This window comes from Erythrobacter tepidarius, assembly GCF_002155695.1.
Taxonomy (GTDB): Bacteria; Pseudomonadota; Alphaproteobacteria; order Sphingomonadales; family Sphingomonadaceae; genus Erythrobacter; species Erythrobacter tepidarius.
Map to the genome: position 1 here is coordinate 105,298 of NZ_MUYJ01000007.1, position 13,758 is coordinate 119,055.

Here is a 13,758-nt window from a genome sequence, read left to right on the forward strand (position 1 = left end):
ATGAAAGTTCTGCTGCTCGACGGGCATCCCGACGAGGCTCGCCTGACCACCCATCTGCTCGATTGCTATGCGGCGGCGCTGCCTGCCAGCGCCGAAGTGACCCGCGTGGCGGTGCGCCGGCTCGCTTTCACCCCCGTGCTGCGCCCCGGCTACCGCCAGCGCACCGCGTGGGAACCGGACATCGCCAAACTGGCCGAGGTGCTCGATGCCTGCGACCATCTCGTCGTTGCCTTCCCGATGTGGTGGGGGGCAGAACCGGCCGAGCTCAAAGGCCTGATCGACCGGCTGTTCCTGCCGAAATTCACCTTCGCCTATCACGTCGGCGATCCGTGGTGGGACAAGCTCATGCAGGGCCGGTCGGCCGATCTCATCGTGACGATGGACACCCCGCCCTTCGTGCTCAGGTGGTATCACGGCAATCCCGTGATCCGGCGCTGGAAGGGGCAGATCCTCGGCTTTTGCGGCTTTGCTCCGGTGCGCACGCTGTCGCTCGGGCCGGTGGGTGAAAACACCCCGCCGCGCAATATCGCCAGGTGGGAGGCGCGCGTGGCGAAGCTGGCCCGCTCGATCCGTCAGCAGGCGCCGGACAAGAAGCAGCCGCGCCTCGCCGCGTTTCTGGGCGAGGCCATCAGCCCCTGATCCGGTCCCACTCGGAGAACTCGTAGGCGATCGAGCCTTCGACGAGGCGTTCCCAGATATCTGCGACGACATCGCCGGGGATGCCATGCGCCTCGGCCTCGGCGACCGCGGCGGCGATCACGCTGGCCTTGCGCACTTCGTCACGCACTGCATCGCGCTCCGGCTTGATCCGGGCGGCGGCGCGCATGTAGCCGAAGCGCCGCGCCAGCAGCGCGACCAGCGCGCGGTCGAGCGCGTCGACACCCTCGCGCACCTCGACCATGGTCTCGCAGTCTTCGGGGGCTTTGGGCATCAAGCGGAACTTCCAAGGTAATCGCGTCGGAACGTGGCGGCAAAATCGGCAAATACGCCTGCCGCAATGGCATCGCGCATGCCTCCCATCAAGGCCTGATAGAAGCTGAGGTTGTGCTCGGTCACGAGCATTGCCCCGAGTATCTCGCCCGACTTGACGAGATGGTGGATATAGGCGCGCGAATAGGTGGCGCAGACCGGACAGGAGCATCGCTCGTCCAATGGGCCGGCATCCTCGGCAAAGCGGGCATTGCGCAGGTTGAGCGGGCCGTTCCTGGTGAAGGCCTGCCCGTTGCGGCCCGACCGGGTCGGCAGCACGCAATCGAACATGTCAATGCCCCGTTCGACCGCGCCGACGAGGTCATCGGGCTTGCCCACGCCCATCAGATAGCGCGGGCGATCAGCCGGGAGCATATCGGGGGCGTAATCGAGCACGCCGAACATCGCCTCCTGCCCCTCGCCCACCGCCAGCCCGCCGACGGCGTAGCCATCGAAGCCGATATCGACGAGCTTGTCGGCGCTGATGCGGCGCAGATCTTCGTGGAGCGCGCCCTGCTGGATGCCGAACAGCGCGGCGCGGGCGGCGTGTTCCTCGCCCTTGTCGAAGCCCTCGCGGCTGCGCTTCGCCCAGCGCATCGAGAGCTCCATCGACGCGGCGATCTCGTCGCGCGGACGGTCGGCACGCGGGCATTCGTCGAAGGCCATGACGATGTCGCTTCCGAGCAGGCGCTGGATTTCCATCGAGCGTTCCGGGGTCAGCATATGCCTGCTGCCGTCGAGGTGGCTTTTGAATTCGACGCCCTCTTCGCTCAGTTTCCTGAGGTCCGACAGGCTCATCACCTGATAGCCGCCCGAATCGGTCAGGATCGGGCGCGGCCAGTTCATGAAGCGATGCAAACCGCCCAGCCGGTTCACCCGCTCGGCACCTGGGCGCAGCATCAGGTGGTAGGTATTGCCGAGGATGATGTCGGCGCCGGTTTGGCGCACAGCCTCGGGCTTCATCGCCTTGACCGTCGCCGCGGTGCCGACCGGCATGAAGGCAGGCGTGCGGATTTGGCCGCGCTGCATCGCAATCGTGCCGGTGCGGGCCTTGCCACAGGTGGCGTGAAGGGTGAAGGAGAAGCGCGGGAGCGTCATGGCGAGCGCGCCCCTAGCGGGCGCGAGCGGCGCTGTCACGCGCGCAGCAAAAAGGCCGGAGCAGCAGGTGCTGCTCCGGCCGGTAATGTGCGGAGTGGCTCGGGCCTCAGAAGGTGTAGAGCACACCCACCGTGGCACGGGTCGAATCGAAGGCGATGGTGTCGAGCCCGGCGCGGAAGCGGATCGGGCTATCGCCGAGGCCGAATTCGACACCGGCACCGACGAGATAATCGCCATCGGTGTCGTCAAGCCCGATCACAGCCGGGGTGACGAAATTGCCGAGATCGAAATCGACTTCCTGATAGCCGCCGCGCACGTAGACCTTGCCGGTCTGGCCGACACGCACACCGGCGCGCGCGGCGATGCCGTATTCGCTGTCGATCGCGCCATCACCGATGTTGTAGTTGCCCTCGGCACCCACGAAAAAGGTCTTGCCGACCGGCACATCAACACCAGCGACAACGCCGTAGATGCCGCCGTCATCGTTTGGCAGACCGATGCCGAGATCGTGGATCCCTGCGGTCACGCCGACGTAGGGTTCGACCTTCGGGTCATCATTCGACTGCGCATGGGCAGCCGCCGGAAGTGCCATCGCGCCCATCGCAACGAGCGAAGTGATTGCGATTCTTCTCATATTTTCAAATCCTTGTTACTTGCCTGCCGCAGGGGGTGCGGCGGTGACCAAGGCGTTAGGATTCGGTCACTTTCGGGCACATGAACGAGGCGACGAGCTGCGGTTGATGTCAGACGGACAGCGCTTTGCCCTCGACAAAGGACGCTCGCAGACCCGCCCGTCACTCGCGCAGCCGCCACCCGGTGCCGAAAATCACCGCGATGATTAAGGTGCACAGGCCAAGAAACCCCAGCGTGAGGCCGAGCGAGACGGCAATCGGCACGTCCGACACCCCGAAGAAGGTCCAGCGCAGCCCACTCACGAGGAAGGCGATCGGATTGGCGAGCGCGATCGCCTCCCAGGGTGCGGGAAGATCGCGGATCGAATAGAAGGTGCCGCCGAGGAAAGTCAGCGGGGTGAGGATCAGCATCGGGATGATCCCGAGCTTCTCGAAGGAATCCGCCCAGATGCCCAGAATGAAACCGAACAGCGCAAAACTTGCGGCCACCAGCATGATGTAGCCCGCGGCCATAAAGGGATGGGCGATCTCGTAGTCGACAAACAGCCGCGCCGTGCCGAGGATGATCGCGGCGAGGATCAGCCCCTTGGTGGCCGCCGCGCCGACGAAACCGGCCAGAGTTTCGGCCACGCCCACAGGGGCCGAGAGCAGCTCGTAGATGGTACCGGTGAATCGCGGCATGTAGATCCCGAAGCTGGCGTTGCTTGTCGTCTCGCCGAGCAGGGTCAGCATCAGCAGGCCGGGGATGATGAAGGCACCGTAAGGCACCCCGCCGATGGGTTCCATCCTTGCCCCGATCACAGAGCCGAACACCAGGAAATAGAGCGCGGTGGTGAGCACCGGCGAAAGGATCGACTGGAACGCGGTGCGGAAGGCACGGGCCATCTCGCGGCGGTAGATCGCATGGGCGCTGCGCCAATTGAAGTGCATCACGCCGCCTCCACCTGCTTGCCGAGCAGGCCGACGAAGATGTCCTCCAGCGAGGAATCATGGATGTCGATGCTGGCATAGCCGATCCCCGCGCGGGTGAGCGCCTGCGTAAGCTGCGCGACTTCGGCACGCCCGCCGTTCTCTCCCGTTCCGCCACGATACACCAGCTGCCTGCCACCCGCGCCCAGCTCGACCGGGAAAGTGGCGATTTCGGGCGGCAGCGCGGACAGAGGTGCGACCAGATCGATCACCGCCTCGGTCGTGCCGAGCCGCTCCATAATCGCGTGTTTCTCATCCACCATCAGGATGCGTCCACCGCGGATAATGCCGACCCGATCGGCCATTTGCTCGGCCTCCTCGATGTAATGGGTGGTCAGGATGATCGTCACCCCGCGCTCCTTCAGCGCGGCGATCTGCTGCCACATGCCTTTGCGCAATTCGACATCGACGCCGGCAGTCGGCTCATCGAGGAACAGCAGTTCAGGCTCATGCGCCAGCGCCTTGGCAATCAGCACGCGGCGTTTCATTCCGCCGCTAAGCGCGCGGATCTGGGCATCCTTCTTGTCCCACAGCGACAGGCTTCGGAGGATTTCCTCGATCCGCGCGCGATCATGGGGCTTGCCGAACAACCCTTGCGAATAGGCGACCGCGTGCCACACGGTCTCGAACATGTCGGTGGCGAGTTCCTGCGGCACCAGCCCGATCCGCGCGCGTGCCGAACGCCAGTCACGAGCCAGGTCGCGACCAAAGGCGATGATCGTCCCGGCCGAGGGCCGCACCAGGCCGCAGACGGCGCCGATCAGCGTGGTCTTGCCTGCCCCATTCGGCCCGAGCAGCGCGAAGATTTCGCCCTTGCGGATATCGAGATCGACCGCATCGAGCGCGCGAATGCCGCCCCGATAGGTCTTGGTCAGGCCGCGGATCGACAGAATTGCTTGGTCCATGACTGCCGGTTAGGGGAGCAGCAGCGAGGAGTCACCATAGGAATAGAAGCGGTATTGATGGGCAATGGCGTGGGCATAGGCCGCCATCATCCGCTCGCGCCCCATCAGCGCGCAAACCAGCATCATCAGCGTCGACTTGGGCAGATGGAAATTGGTCATCAGCCCGTCGACCGCCTTGAACCGGAAGCCGGGGGTGATGAAGATCGCGGTATCTCCGGAAAAGGGGCGGATGATGCCCTTCTCGTCCACCGCGCTCTCCAGCAGGCGCAGCGACGTGGTGCCGACCGCGATGATCCGGCCGCCTGCCGCGCGGGCCGCGTTGAGCTGGTCGGCGGTTTCCGGCGAGACACGGCCGAATTCGGCGTGCATCTGATGATCTTCGGTATTTTCGGCCTTCACCGGCAGGAAGGTGCCCGCGCCGACATGCAGCGTCAGCATCGCCCGGCCGATTCCGGCAGCGTCGAGGGCATCGACGAGGCGCGGGGTGAAGTGGAGCGAGGCGGTGGGCGCCGCGACCGCCCCTTGCTCGCGCGCGAAGATGGTCTGGTAGTCTTCCAGATCCTGCGCATCGACCCGCCGCCTGCTGGCGATGTAGGGCGGCAGCGGCATGGTGCCCGCCCGGTCGAGCAGCACCTCGACCGGCTCCTCACCTTCGAAGTACAAGGTCAGCGAACCATCGGCATGGCGTTGCTCGGCCAGCGCGGTGACGCCGCCGCCGAACACCAGCTGATCACCGATCTTCACCCTTTTGGCATTCTTGAGAAACGCCTGCCAGCGGCGCAAGTCGATGCGCTTGTGCAGCGTCGCGCCGATCCTGGCTTCGCCTTCGGCGCGGCGACCTTCGAGCTGGGCGGGGATCACGCGGGTGTCGTTGAACACAAGCACGTCGCCGGGATTGAGCAGTTGCGGCAGGTCGCGCACTCCGCGGTCCTCGAACCGAGCTTGTGAACCACGCACCACCAGCATCCGCGCCGCATCACGTGGGCGAACCGGACGCAGCGCGATGCGCTCCGGCGGCAGTTCGAAATCGAACAGGTCTACCTTCATCGCCCCGCGCCCCTAGCTGCTTGAACCGGGGCGGAAAAGCCCCTTAGCCTACCGGCGCGTTCAGCATGTCGGCGGTGATTGGCGCATCGTCCTTGGGTGCTGGCGGCGGCGGGGGTGGCAGGTTGTCGCTCGCGATGGATGCCTGGACGATGAAGGTTGGATCGGCAGGCGGTTCGCCCCGCTTGATCGCGTCGACCGCGTCCATGTTCTCGATCACCCGGCCGAAATTGGTGTATCTCTTGTCGAGGCTGAAGCGCGGATAGAACACGATGAAGAACTGGCTATTGGCGCTGTCTTCCTCGGTCGCACGGGCCATCGACACGGTGCCGCGCACGTGCGGCATCGGATTGAACTCAGCCTTCAGGTCGGGCAGCTCGCTGCCGCCTTGTCCTGTGCCGGTCGGATCGCCGCCCTGGGCCATGAAGCCGTCGATCACCCGGTGAAAGATTACGCCGTTGTAAAAACCGCGGCGGGTCAGCTCCTTGATCCGCGCGACATGGGCCGGCGCCCAATCGGGTTGGAGGCGGATCTTGACCCGCTGGCCATTCGACAGATCGAGCACCCAGATGTTCTCTGGATCGGCGTTCACATCGTAATTGATCGGCGCATAGGTGCGCTGCGGTGTCGCGGCTTTCGCGTCCTTGTCCTCATCCTTTTTGGCATTGTCGCCAAAGGCAACCGGCGGGGTATCGTCCTTTTGCCTTTGGGCAAGCGCGGGACAGGCCGCGCCGACAAGGAGCAATGCGCCGAGGGCGGAATTGAGTGTGGCTTTGATCATCATTTCATCCGTGTGCGATGCCGCCTGTAGCCCTGCGGGCCTGACACTTCAATGAATGAAGCCGCGCCTGTGGACAGGGGTGCCTAGTTCTGGCCCTTGAGTCCCCGTTCGCGGACCCGGGCAACAACATCCGCGCACACCGCCGGGCTGACGAACTTGGCGATATCGCCGCCATAGAGCGCGATCTCCTTCACCAACCGGCTGGCGATCGGCTGGAGGCTGACATCGGCCATCAGGAAGATGGTCTCGACCTTGTCGTTGAGCTGCCGGTTCATGCCGGTGAGCTGATATTCATATTCGAAGTCGGTCACCCCGCGAATGCCGCGGACCACCACCGAGGCCCCTTGCGCATCGGCGAATTCCACCAGCAGCGCATTGAACCCGACCACCTCGACATTGGCAAGACCGAGGCTGGCGACCTCCCGCTCGACCATCGCGATGCGTTCGGTGTCCGAGAACATCGGGCTCTTGGCGATGTTGGTCGTCACCCCGATGATCAGGTGATCGACCAACTTGGAGCCGCGCCGGATGATGTCGGCATGGCCCAGCGTGATCGGATCGAAGGTTCCGGGGTAAATCCCGACGCGGCGTGTCATGGTTTTATCCTCTCTCCGGCGCGGCTCTCAGCGGTCGCGCTCGACGATGAAGCGGGCGAGCGCGCGCAGAATGTCGGCTTCGGGGCCATAGGGCGCGAGGTGCCCGATCGCCTGATCCACCAAAGCGCGGGCCTGTTCGCGCGCCTTGTCCACCCCCATCAGGGTGACGAAGGTCTGCTTGCCCTGTTCCTGATCCTTGCGCAGCGCCTTGCCGGCCTTGTCGACATCGCCTTCGACATCGAGCAGATCGTCGGCGATCTGGAAAGCCAGGCCGATATCGCGGGCATAGGCCCTAAGATGCGTGCGCGCCTGAGGCGGCACCTTGCCAAGGATCGCCCCCATCTCGACACTGGCGCCGAGCAACGCGCCGGTCTTCAGCTGTTGCAGTCGGGTGATCGCGTGAAGATCGTAGGATATGCCCTCTTCGTCGGCGACCATGTCCATCATCTGTCCGCCAGCCATGCCGTTCATGCCTGAGGCGCTGCCGAGCGTGGAAATCAGTTCCACCCGGGTGAAAGGATCGGCGCTGGTTTCGGCATCGGCGAGGATCTCGAAGGCGAGCGCATGAAGCGCATCGCCCGCAAGCACAGCGGTTGCCTCATCATAGACCTTGTGCAGCGTCGGCTTGCCGTGGCGCAGATCATCATTGTCCATGCAGGGCAGATCATCGTGGATCAGCGAATAGACGTGGATCGCCTCGACCGCCGCGCCTGCCCGCAACGCCGGATCGCGCGCGACGCCGAACAGGCCGGCCGTGCTCACCACCAGCAGCGGGCGCACCCGCTTGCCCCCGCCGATCGCGGCATAGCGCATCGCCTCGACCAGCCGCGCGCTGGTGTCGTCAGGCACCGGCAAAAGCGCATCGAACAGCGAATCGATTTCGGCCTGCACCTGCCTGATCGCGGCGCCAAGCGCATTGGTTCCCGCTTCGATCAGCATTGCCACTACCCTTCCGCGTCGAAGGCTTGCGTGCCGCTCGCGCGGCCATCGGTGCCGGTGACGATCTTCTCGATCCGCGCCTGTGCCGCATCGAGCCGCTGCTGGCACGCCGCGCGCAGCGCTTCGCCGCGTTCGTAGAGACTGATTGATTGGTCGAGCGGCACGTCACCGCGTTCGAGCTGCTGCACGATCTGTTCGAGCTGGGCCAGCGCCTGCTCGAAGCTCATCTGCGAAATGTCCTGCGCGCCCGCGGCGGCGGTGTTGCCCTCGTCCATGCCCGGCAGCATTGACGGAGGCGCCGTGTCCGGTCAAGGCTGGCGCGCTTGGCACGGGACAAACCGGGATAGACAGTCAACATGACCAAATGGATCATCGCCTATGCCAGCGCCGCGCTCGCCTTCGGCGCGCTCGATGCGATCTGGCTGCGCTGGGCCGCAGGCAACCTCTACCGGCCGGTGATCGGCGAGATCATGGCCAGCGACTTCAACCTCGCCGCAGCGGGCGCATTCTATCTCATCTATCTCGCCGGGATGACATGGTTCGCGATCAGGCCTGGGCTGGTCGGCGGCACGGTGCAGGCCGCGCTGCTCAACGGCATCCTGCTCGGCGCACTGTGCTATGCCACCTTCGATCTGACCTCGCAGGCGGTGTTCAAGGTGTGGGCGACCCATGTCAGCGTGCTCGACATCCTGTGGGGGGCCTTCGCCACCGGCACGGCGAGCGCGGTGGCAACCTGGGTAACGCTGCGCTTTGCCCCGGCGGCAGAGGGCTGACCCGGCGCGAGCAATGTTCATCGGACACTTCGCCCCGGCTTTCGTTGCCGCCGCACTCACGCCGCGCAGCCCAAAGCTGGGCACGCTCTTCGTGGCGGCGCAGCTGGTCGACTGGGGGTTCTTCACGCTGGCGCTGATCGGAGTGGAGAAGCTCAGGGTCGATCCGGCGGCGAGCGTGATGGTGCCACTCAACCTTTACCACATGCCCTATACCCACAGCCTGGTCGGTGCGGGGCTATGGGCGTTGGCCTGCCTACTGGTGGTGGCTGCGGGGCAGCGCGACCTGCTTGCGGGCCTGATCGCCGGGCTGGTGGTGCTGTCGCACTGGCCGCTCGACTGGCTGGTGCACGTGCCCGATCTGACGCTCAACGGCGAACCGCCGAAAATGGGGCTGGGACTGTGGAACCATCCCGCGATCGCCATGCCGCTGGAACTGGTGGTGACGGGCGGGGCCTTTGCCTTCTACGTGCGCCGCACCCGCGGCCCGGTCGGCCCGCCGCTGGTGCTGCTTGCCGTGATGCTGCTGTTCCAGGCGGTCAACTGGTTCGCCCCCCACCCCGAAAGCGCCGGGCCGTTGCTTTACCTGCAGGCGCTGCTGGCTTTCGCGCTCCTCACCGCGCTCGCGATCTGGGTGGGGGAGAATCGCTGGTTCCAGAAGCGCGGTGGCTTGGCCTTCGGCGATCCATAATCTAGGGGGCGCCGCAAGGAGTCCCCGCATGACCGCCATCACCCCCGAAATCGTCGAACAGCACGGCCTTTCCCCCGAAGAATACGAGCGCGTCCTGCACGTGCTCGGGCGCGAGCCCAACCTTGTCGAACTCGGCATCTTTTCGGTGATGTGGTCGGAGCATTGCAGCTACAAGTCCTCGCGCATCCACCTCAGGAAGCTGCCAACCGAGGCCCCCTGGGTAATCTGCGGCCCGGGCGAAAACGCGGGCGTGATCGACATTGGTGACGGTCAGGCGGCGATCTTCAAGATGGAGAGCCACAACCATCCCTCCTACATCGAGCCCTACCAGGGAGCGGCGACGGGCGTTGGCGGCATTCTGCGCGACGTCTTCACCATGGGCGCGCGACCGATAGCCAACGCCAACGCGCTGCGTTTCGGCCGACCCGAACACCCCAGGATGAAGCATCTGGTGCAGGGCGTGGTCGCAGGCATCGGCGGCTATGGCAATTGCGTCGGCGTGCCGACCGTGGCGGGGGAGACGAACTTCCACCCGGCCTATGACGGTAACATCCTCGTCAACGCCATGACCGTGGGGGTGGCCGATCAGGACAAGATTTTCTACTCGGCAGCGACCGGGGTGGGCAATCCCATCGTCTATGTCGGCTCCAAGACCGGGCGCGACGGCATCCACGGCGCGACCATGGCGAGCGCGGACTTCGGTGAGGATGCCGAAGCCAAGCGTCCCACTGTGCAGGTCGGCGATCCCTTTACCGAAAAGCTGCTGATCGAGGCCTGCCTCGAACTGATGGCGACCGACGCGATCGTGGCGATCCAGGACATGGGCGCGGCGGGCCTCACCTCTTCGTCGGTCGAGATGGCATCCAAGGGCGGCGCTGGCATTCGGCTCGACATGAACAAGGTGCCCTGCCGCGAAGAGGGCATGACCCCTTACGAGATGATGCTCTCGGAAAGCCAGGAGCGGATGCTCATGGTCTTGAAGCCCGGTAAGGAGGCGATGGCCGAGGCGATCTTCCGCAAGTGGGAACTCGATTTCGCGGTGATCGGCGAAGTCACGGATACGGGGCACATGGTGCTGGAATTCAATGGCGAGGTGGTTTGCGATATACCGCTCGCCCCGCTGGCCGATGAGGCCCCACTCTATGACCGCCCCTATCTCTCAAAGGCCGAATATGCGGCATGGGCCGGCGTCAAGCCGCTGGGCGAGGTGCCCACGACGGATGACGTCGCCGCAGACCTGCTCAAGCTGATGGCCTCGCCCGATCTCGCCTCGCGCCGCTGGATTGCCGAGCAGTACGATTCGCAGGTCGGCGCGGACACGCTCCAGACCGGCGGCGATGCGGGCGTGGTGCGGGTGCACGGGACGGGCAAGGCGCTGGCGATCACCACCGACTGCACCCCGCGCTATGTCTTTGCCGATCCCTACGAGGGCGGCAAGCAGGCGATCGCCGAAGCCTACCGCAACCTGTGCGCCGTCGGTGCGCGGCCGCTCGCCGTGACCAACTGCCTCAACTTCGCCAACCCTCAGCGCCCCGAGATCATGGCGCAGATCGTCCATGCGCTCGAAGGCATGGCCGATGCCTGCCGCGCGCTCGACTTCCCGATCGTGTCGGGCAATGTCAGCCTCTACAACGAAAGCAAGGCGACCGGGGGTGGCTCGGCGATCCTGCCCACCCCGGCGATCGGCGGCGTCGGCATCATCAGCGACCTTTCCAAGATGATGACGATGCACTTCAAGAACGCGGGCGATACGATCTATCTCGTCGGCCCCGAATTCTGGGCCAAGCCCGATCCCACCCGCTCGCACCTCGGCCAATCCTTGTGGCTGCGCGTTATCAAGGGCGTGGAAGGAGGCCGCACCCCGCCGACCGATCTGACGGTCGAACGGACTGCGGGCGCCATCATCCACGAGCTGATCGACGATGGGCTGGTCAATGCCGTTCACGATCTGAGCGATGGCGGGTTGGCGGTGGCGCTGGCGGAAATGGCGCTGGCGGGCGGCATTGGCGCCGAAGTCGAAGCCGGCAACCCCGATTACACCCCGGCGCAGTGGTGGTTCGGCGAGGATCAGGGACGCTATCTTGTGACCGTGCCCGATGTCGTCGCCTTGAACGAGGCGCTCGCCAAGGGCACCCGCAACGACGAGACCGCGCAGATCGGCTTCCAGCGTATCGGGGTTGTGGGTGGCGATCATGTGCTCGGTGTCCCGCTTGCCGAACTGCGCGCCGCGCACGAGCGATTCTTCACCGAGTGGATGGAAGGCTGAGCGCGACGTGGCGTCGGACCCGTCCGGCATACCAATCGCCTGACAGCTCTCCGCTCGGGACGGGATAGAAAAATGGCGTGATGCCACAGGCAAAACCGCCAGCGACAAGACCTGTCCGGGCCTTACGCTGGTGATCCGCAAGTCCTTGGGCAGAAGGCTCAGGCTGCCTGGGCGGCGTGCAGCGTCAGTTGCTCGCTCCTAATGCCCTCGCCTGAAAGGACTGCAAGGCACTGGCGGTAGATTTCCGGCGTGCCGATGCCCAGCCGCGCACGCGCCTCGGTGATATCCTCGCGCATCAGGGCGGCAATGTCCTGGTGGGCGATCTTCTCCGCCGCCTTGCCAAGCCGGCGGCCTTCCTTGACCGCAGCGTAGAGCGGCGCCTTGGTGCCGCTCACCTTCTTGATCTGCCGCGCGCCGGCATAGGCAATGAACAGGATGCCCTTGTTGAGGTTCTGCTCGTAGGTAAAGCCGAGCAAACATGCCTCGCCCAGCGCGTCGCGGCCATAGCCGGTCAGCACATGGAACAGGTCATGCGTGTCGCGCAGGCGATCGAAATACCACTGGGTCTGATCTTTGGGCAGGCTTTCGGGCGGGGCCCACTTGTGGCTTTCCGCCACCAGCCCCGCCGCCGAGAGGCCCTCGCGCTTCATGAAGGCGATGTAATGCGCCGCGACGCTGTTGGGCGCGCAGTCTGCCCAGCGTGCGTGATCGTCGAGCATCGCCGGAATGTCGACCGCTTCGCGCAGGAAGCGTTGGCCCTGCGGCGACTGGATAAAATCCCATGCCTGCCTGTGCGAACGCTTGCCCTTGGTCGCCTCGATGATGTGGAACACCTGCTCGGTGTCTTCCTTGTTCTCGACCAGCTTGCCGAAGTGGTGAAGCACCTTGAGCGGCCGGAATCCGGAAACCTTGCGGTCCGGGGCAACCAGGGGAAGATCGGTCAATGCCATAGGTGCAACATCCTTTGCGCGAATCGCGATCTGCTCTTGTATCGATTTACTTACATTCATGTCAGTTAATAGTCCACTCCCTCGGTCGTCGGGGGACGCCCCTTCACCGCTGGGATGCTGGCGCCGCCTGTGCAAACGGCCCGGGTGAGAAAAGCCAGCATTACCGGCAGACCCGCGCCGGTGAGGCAGATCGCCAACCGGCTTTTAACGCGCCTCAGGCCGCCAGCAACTCGGCTGTCTGGTCATTGCCGCGGGCGAGCAGATCGTAGGGATCGATCCCTTCCTCGCGCCATATTTCGTGGCATTCGCGGTACTTGACCGGCGAGGCAATGCGCAGCTCGGCACGCACATCGGCGATTGGCCGTTCAAGCAGCTGGCGGATCGGTTGGGCGATCAGCGGCAGCGCGCCCTTGCCGATGCGATGCGCCTCGCGCACGGCTCCGAAAACGGGCGCTCTGCTGCCCTCGGCCCGCTTCTTGATATTGGCTGCCCCGGCATAGCCGATCAGGAGGTGGCCATGGCTCGGCGCCTGGCCATGGGTGAACAGCAACACCGAAGCTTCACCGAGCGCGTCGCGGCCATAGCCGGTAAGCACATGCAACAGGTCATGCGTATCGCGCGAGCGGTCGATGTACCATTCGACCAGATCGGGATAGCGCGGACGGCCAGCGCGTTCGCTTTCGGCCACGAGGCCCGCGGCGGTCAGACCTTCGGCCTCCATGAAATCACAATAGGCATGGGCCAGGCTGCCTTTCGGAGTGCGCCGCAGCGCGGCGTGATCGTCAAGGATTTCGGGCAGGCACGGCTCGGTCTGGCGCAGGTAGGTCCCGCGCTCGGACAGCGCAAGCTCGGCAATCCGGGCGAGGAAATCCTTCGGAGGCAGCGATTGGAAGATCCTAAACACTGCCGCCGTGTCTTCCTTGTCCTTCATCAGCATCCGGAAATTGCGCAGCGCCCGCAGCGGGCGATACTTCGCCAAAGGACGATCTGGATGCAGCAGCACCGTGCCGTCAGCGGCGAACATATTGCGATATTTGCGGTTGGCGGCGGTCATGTCCGGTCTCGTGAGCAGGGGAGCAACCAAAGGGCAATCCGAATTAGCTTACACTGATGTAAATAGTTTATCGACGCGCCAAGGCAATCCCCCG

The 13,758-nt window shown here is 64.9% G+C and carries 16 protein-coding genes; 4 read left to right on the forward strand and 12 right to left on the reverse strand.

The annotated features are described in order from the left end of the window. The gene (locus tag BZF61_RS08450; protein WP_086618478.1) at nucleotides 1-639 is read left to right on the forward strand and encodes an NAD(P)H-dependent oxidoreductase; all 639 of its coding nucleotides are present in this window, start codon (nucleotides 1-3) and stop codon (nucleotides 637-639) included. On the opposite strand, the gene BZF61_RS08455 is transcribed toward BZF61_RS08450, so the two are convergent. The 10 genes from BZF61_RS08455 to BZF61_RS08500 all read right to left on the reverse strand — a co-directional run bounded on the left by BZF61_RS08455 (nucleotide 629) and on the right by BZF61_RS08500 (nucleotide 8,208). Continuing rightward, nucleotides 629-931, reverse strand: a complete 303-nt coding sequence (locus tag BZF61_RS08455) for a chorismate mutase (RefSeq protein WP_086618480.1) — start codon at nucleotides 929-931, stop codon at nucleotides 629-631. The genes BZF61_RS08450 and BZF61_RS08455 overlap by 11 nt on opposite strands. Continuing rightward, nucleotides 931-2,067, reverse strand: coding sequence for a tRNA guanosine(34) transglycosylase Tgt (gene tgt / locus BZF61_RS08460; protein WP_086618482.1), 1,137 nt, complete (start codon nucleotides 2,065-2,067; stop codon nucleotides 931-933). The genes BZF61_RS08455 and tgt overlap by 1 nt, the downstream gene beginning before the upstream one ends. A 106-nt stretch (nucleotides 2,068-2,173) precedes the next feature. Continuing rightward, on the reverse strand, nucleotides 2,174-2,701 hold the full coding sequence (locus BZF61_RS08465) for an outer membrane beta-barrel protein (RefSeq protein WP_086618483.1): 528 nt from the start codon (nucleotides 2,699-2,701) through the stop codon (nucleotides 2,174-2,176). Nucleotides 2,702-2,861: 160 nt separating this feature from the next. Then, a complete protein-coding gene (locus BZF61_RS08470) occupies nucleotides 2,862-3,629 on the reverse strand; it encodes an ABC transporter permease (RefSeq protein ID WP_211276749.1) in 768 nt (255 codons plus the stop codon). Continuing rightward, nucleotides 3,629-4,573, reverse strand: a complete 945-nt coding sequence (locus BZF61_RS08475) for an ABC transporter ATP-binding protein (protein ID WP_086618486.1) — start codon at nucleotides 4,571-4,573, stop codon at nucleotides 3,629-3,631. Before BZF61_RS08475 ends, BZF61_RS08470 begins: the two co-directional genes overlap by 1 nt. 9 nt (nucleotides 4,574-4,582) lie before the next feature. Further along, nucleotides 4,583-5,620, reverse strand: a complete 1,038-nt coding sequence (gene queA, locus BZF61_RS08480; protein WP_086618488.1) for a tRNA preQ1(34) S-adenosylmethionine ribosyltransferase-isomerase QueA — start codon at nucleotides 5,618-5,620, stop codon at nucleotides 4,583-4,585. Nucleotides 5,621-5,663: 43 nt separating this feature from the next. Beyond that, nucleotides 5,664-6,398, reverse strand: a complete 735-nt coding sequence (locus BZF61_RS08485) for a peptidylprolyl isomerase (protein WP_086618622.1) — start codon at nucleotides 6,396-6,398, stop codon at nucleotides 5,664-5,666. A gap of 83 nt (nucleotides 6,399-6,481) precedes the next feature. After that, the gene (coaD, locus tag BZF61_RS08490; protein ID WP_086618490.1) at nucleotides 6,482-6,994 is read right to left on the reverse strand and encodes a pantetheine-phosphate adenylyltransferase; all 513 of its coding nucleotides are present in this window, start codon (nucleotides 6,992-6,994) and stop codon (nucleotides 6,482-6,484) included. Nucleotides 6,995-7,021: 27 nt separating this feature from the next. Further along, on the reverse strand, nucleotides 7,022-7,933 hold the full coding sequence (locus BZF61_RS08495) for a polyprenyl synthetase family protein (protein WP_086618492.1): 912 nt from the start codon (nucleotides 7,931-7,933) through the stop codon (nucleotides 7,022-7,024). Between the two features lie 5 nt (nucleotides 7,934-7,938). Beyond that, the gene (locus BZF61_RS08500) at nucleotides 7,939-8,208 is read right to left on the reverse strand and encodes an exodeoxyribonuclease VII small subunit (RefSeq protein ID WP_086618624.1); all 270 of its coding nucleotides are present in this window, start codon (nucleotides 8,206-8,208) and stop codon (nucleotides 7,939-7,941) included. A gap of 81 nt (nucleotides 8,209-8,289) precedes the next feature. Between BZF61_RS08500 and BZF61_RS08505 the strand changes: the two genes are divergently transcribed. The 3 genes from BZF61_RS08505 to purL are packed head-to-tail and all read left to right on the forward strand — an operon-like array spanning nucleotide 8,290 to nucleotide 11,660. Then, the gene (locus BZF61_RS08505) at nucleotides 8,290-8,706 is read left to right on the forward strand and encodes a DUF2177 family protein (protein ID WP_086618493.1); all 417 of its coding nucleotides are present in this window, start codon (nucleotides 8,290-8,292) and stop codon (nucleotides 8,704-8,706) included. Nucleotides 8,707-8,719: 13 nt separating this feature from the next. After that, nucleotides 8,720-9,394, forward strand: coding sequence for a hypothetical protein (locus tag BZF61_RS08510; RefSeq protein WP_086618495.1), 675 nt, complete (start codon nucleotides 8,720-8,722; stop codon nucleotides 9,392-9,394). Between the two features lie 28 nt (nucleotides 9,395-9,422). After that, nucleotides 9,423-11,660, forward strand: a complete 2,238-nt coding sequence (gene purL, locus BZF61_RS08515; RefSeq protein ID WP_086618496.1) for a phosphoribosylformylglycinamidine synthase subunit PurL — start codon at nucleotides 9,423-9,425, stop codon at nucleotides 11,658-11,660. Nucleotides 11,661-11,818: 158 nt separating this feature from the next. On the opposite strand, the gene BZF61_RS08520 is transcribed toward purL, so the two are convergent. Together BZF61_RS08520 and BZF61_RS08525 are read right to left on the reverse strand one after the other, a co-directional pair. Next, the gene (locus tag BZF61_RS08520) at nucleotides 11,819-12,610 is read right to left on the reverse strand and encodes a Coq4 family protein (RefSeq protein WP_086618498.1); all 792 of its coding nucleotides are present in this window, start codon (nucleotides 12,608-12,610) and stop codon (nucleotides 11,819-11,821) included. Between the two features lie 214 nt (nucleotides 12,611-12,824). Then, on the reverse strand, nucleotides 12,825-13,664 hold the full coding sequence (locus tag BZF61_RS08525; protein WP_211276744.1) for a Coq4 family protein: 840 nt from the start codon (nucleotides 13,662-13,664) through the stop codon (nucleotides 12,825-12,827). Nucleotides 13,665-13,758 lie beyond the last annotated feature (94 nt).

Excerpts from the sequence above, each read along its gene's own strand:
- queA (WP_086618488.1), bottom strand. The coding sequence starts at position 5,620 with ATGAAGGTAGACCTGTTCGATTTCGAACTGCCGCCGGAGCGCATCGCG.
- tgt (WP_086618482.1), bottom strand. The coding sequence starts at position 2,067 with ATGACGCTCCCGCGCTTCTCCTTCACCCTTCACGCCACCTGTGGCAAG.
- BZF61_RS08520 (WP_086618498.1), bottom strand. The coding sequence starts at position 12,610 with ATGGCATTGACCGATCTTCCCCTGGTTGCCCCGGACCGCAAGGTTTCC.
- BZF61_RS08450 (WP_086618478.1), top strand. The coding sequence starts at position 1 with ATGAAAGTTCTGCTGCTCGACGGGCATCCCGACGAGGCTCGCCTGACC.
- BZF61_RS08465 (WP_086618483.1), bottom strand. The coding sequence starts at position 2,701 with ATGAGAAGAATCGCAATCACTTCGCTCGTTGCGATGGGCGCGATGGCA.
- BZF61_RS08455 (WP_086618480.1), bottom strand. The coding sequence starts at position 931 with ATGCCCAAAGCCCCCGAAGACTGCGAGACCATGGTCGAGGTGCGCGAG.
- BZF61_RS08500 (WP_086618624.1), bottom strand. The coding sequence starts at position 8,208 with ATGGACGAGGGCAACACCGCCGCCGCGGGCGCGCAGGACATTTCGCAG.
- purL (WP_086618496.1), top strand. The coding sequence starts at position 9,423 with ATGACCGCCATCACCCCCGAAATCGTCGAACAGCACGGCCTTTCCCCC.
- BZF61_RS08470 (WP_211276749.1), bottom strand. The coding sequence starts at position 3,629 with ATGCACTTCAATTGGCGCAGCGCCCATGCGATCTACCGCCGCGAGATG.
- coaD (WP_086618490.1), bottom strand. The coding sequence starts at position 6,994 with ATGACACGCCGCGTCGGGATTTACCCCGGAACCTTCGATCCGATCACG.
- BZF61_RS08485 (WP_086618622.1), bottom strand. The coding sequence starts at position 6,398 with ATGATCAAAGCCACACTCAATTCCGCCCTCGGCGCATTGCTCCTTGTC.
- BZF61_RS08525 (WP_211276744.1), bottom strand. The coding sequence starts at position 13,664 with ATGACCGCCGCCAACCGCAAATATCGCAATATGTTCGCCGCTGACGGC.
- BZF61_RS08505 (WP_086618493.1), top strand. The coding sequence starts at position 8,290 with ATGACCAAATGGATCATCGCCTATGCCAGCGCCGCGCTCGCCTTCGGC.
- BZF61_RS08475 (WP_086618486.1), bottom strand. The coding sequence starts at position 4,573 with ATGGACCAAGCAATTCTGTCGATCCGCGGCCTGACCAAGACCTATCGG.
- BZF61_RS08510 (WP_086618495.1), top strand. The coding sequence starts at position 8,720 with ATGTTCATCGGACACTTCGCCCCGGCTTTCGTTGCCGCCGCACTCACG.
- BZF61_RS08495 (WP_086618492.1), bottom strand. The coding sequence starts at position 7,933 with ATGCTGATCGAAGCGGGAACCAATGCGCTTGGCGCCGCGATCAGGCAG.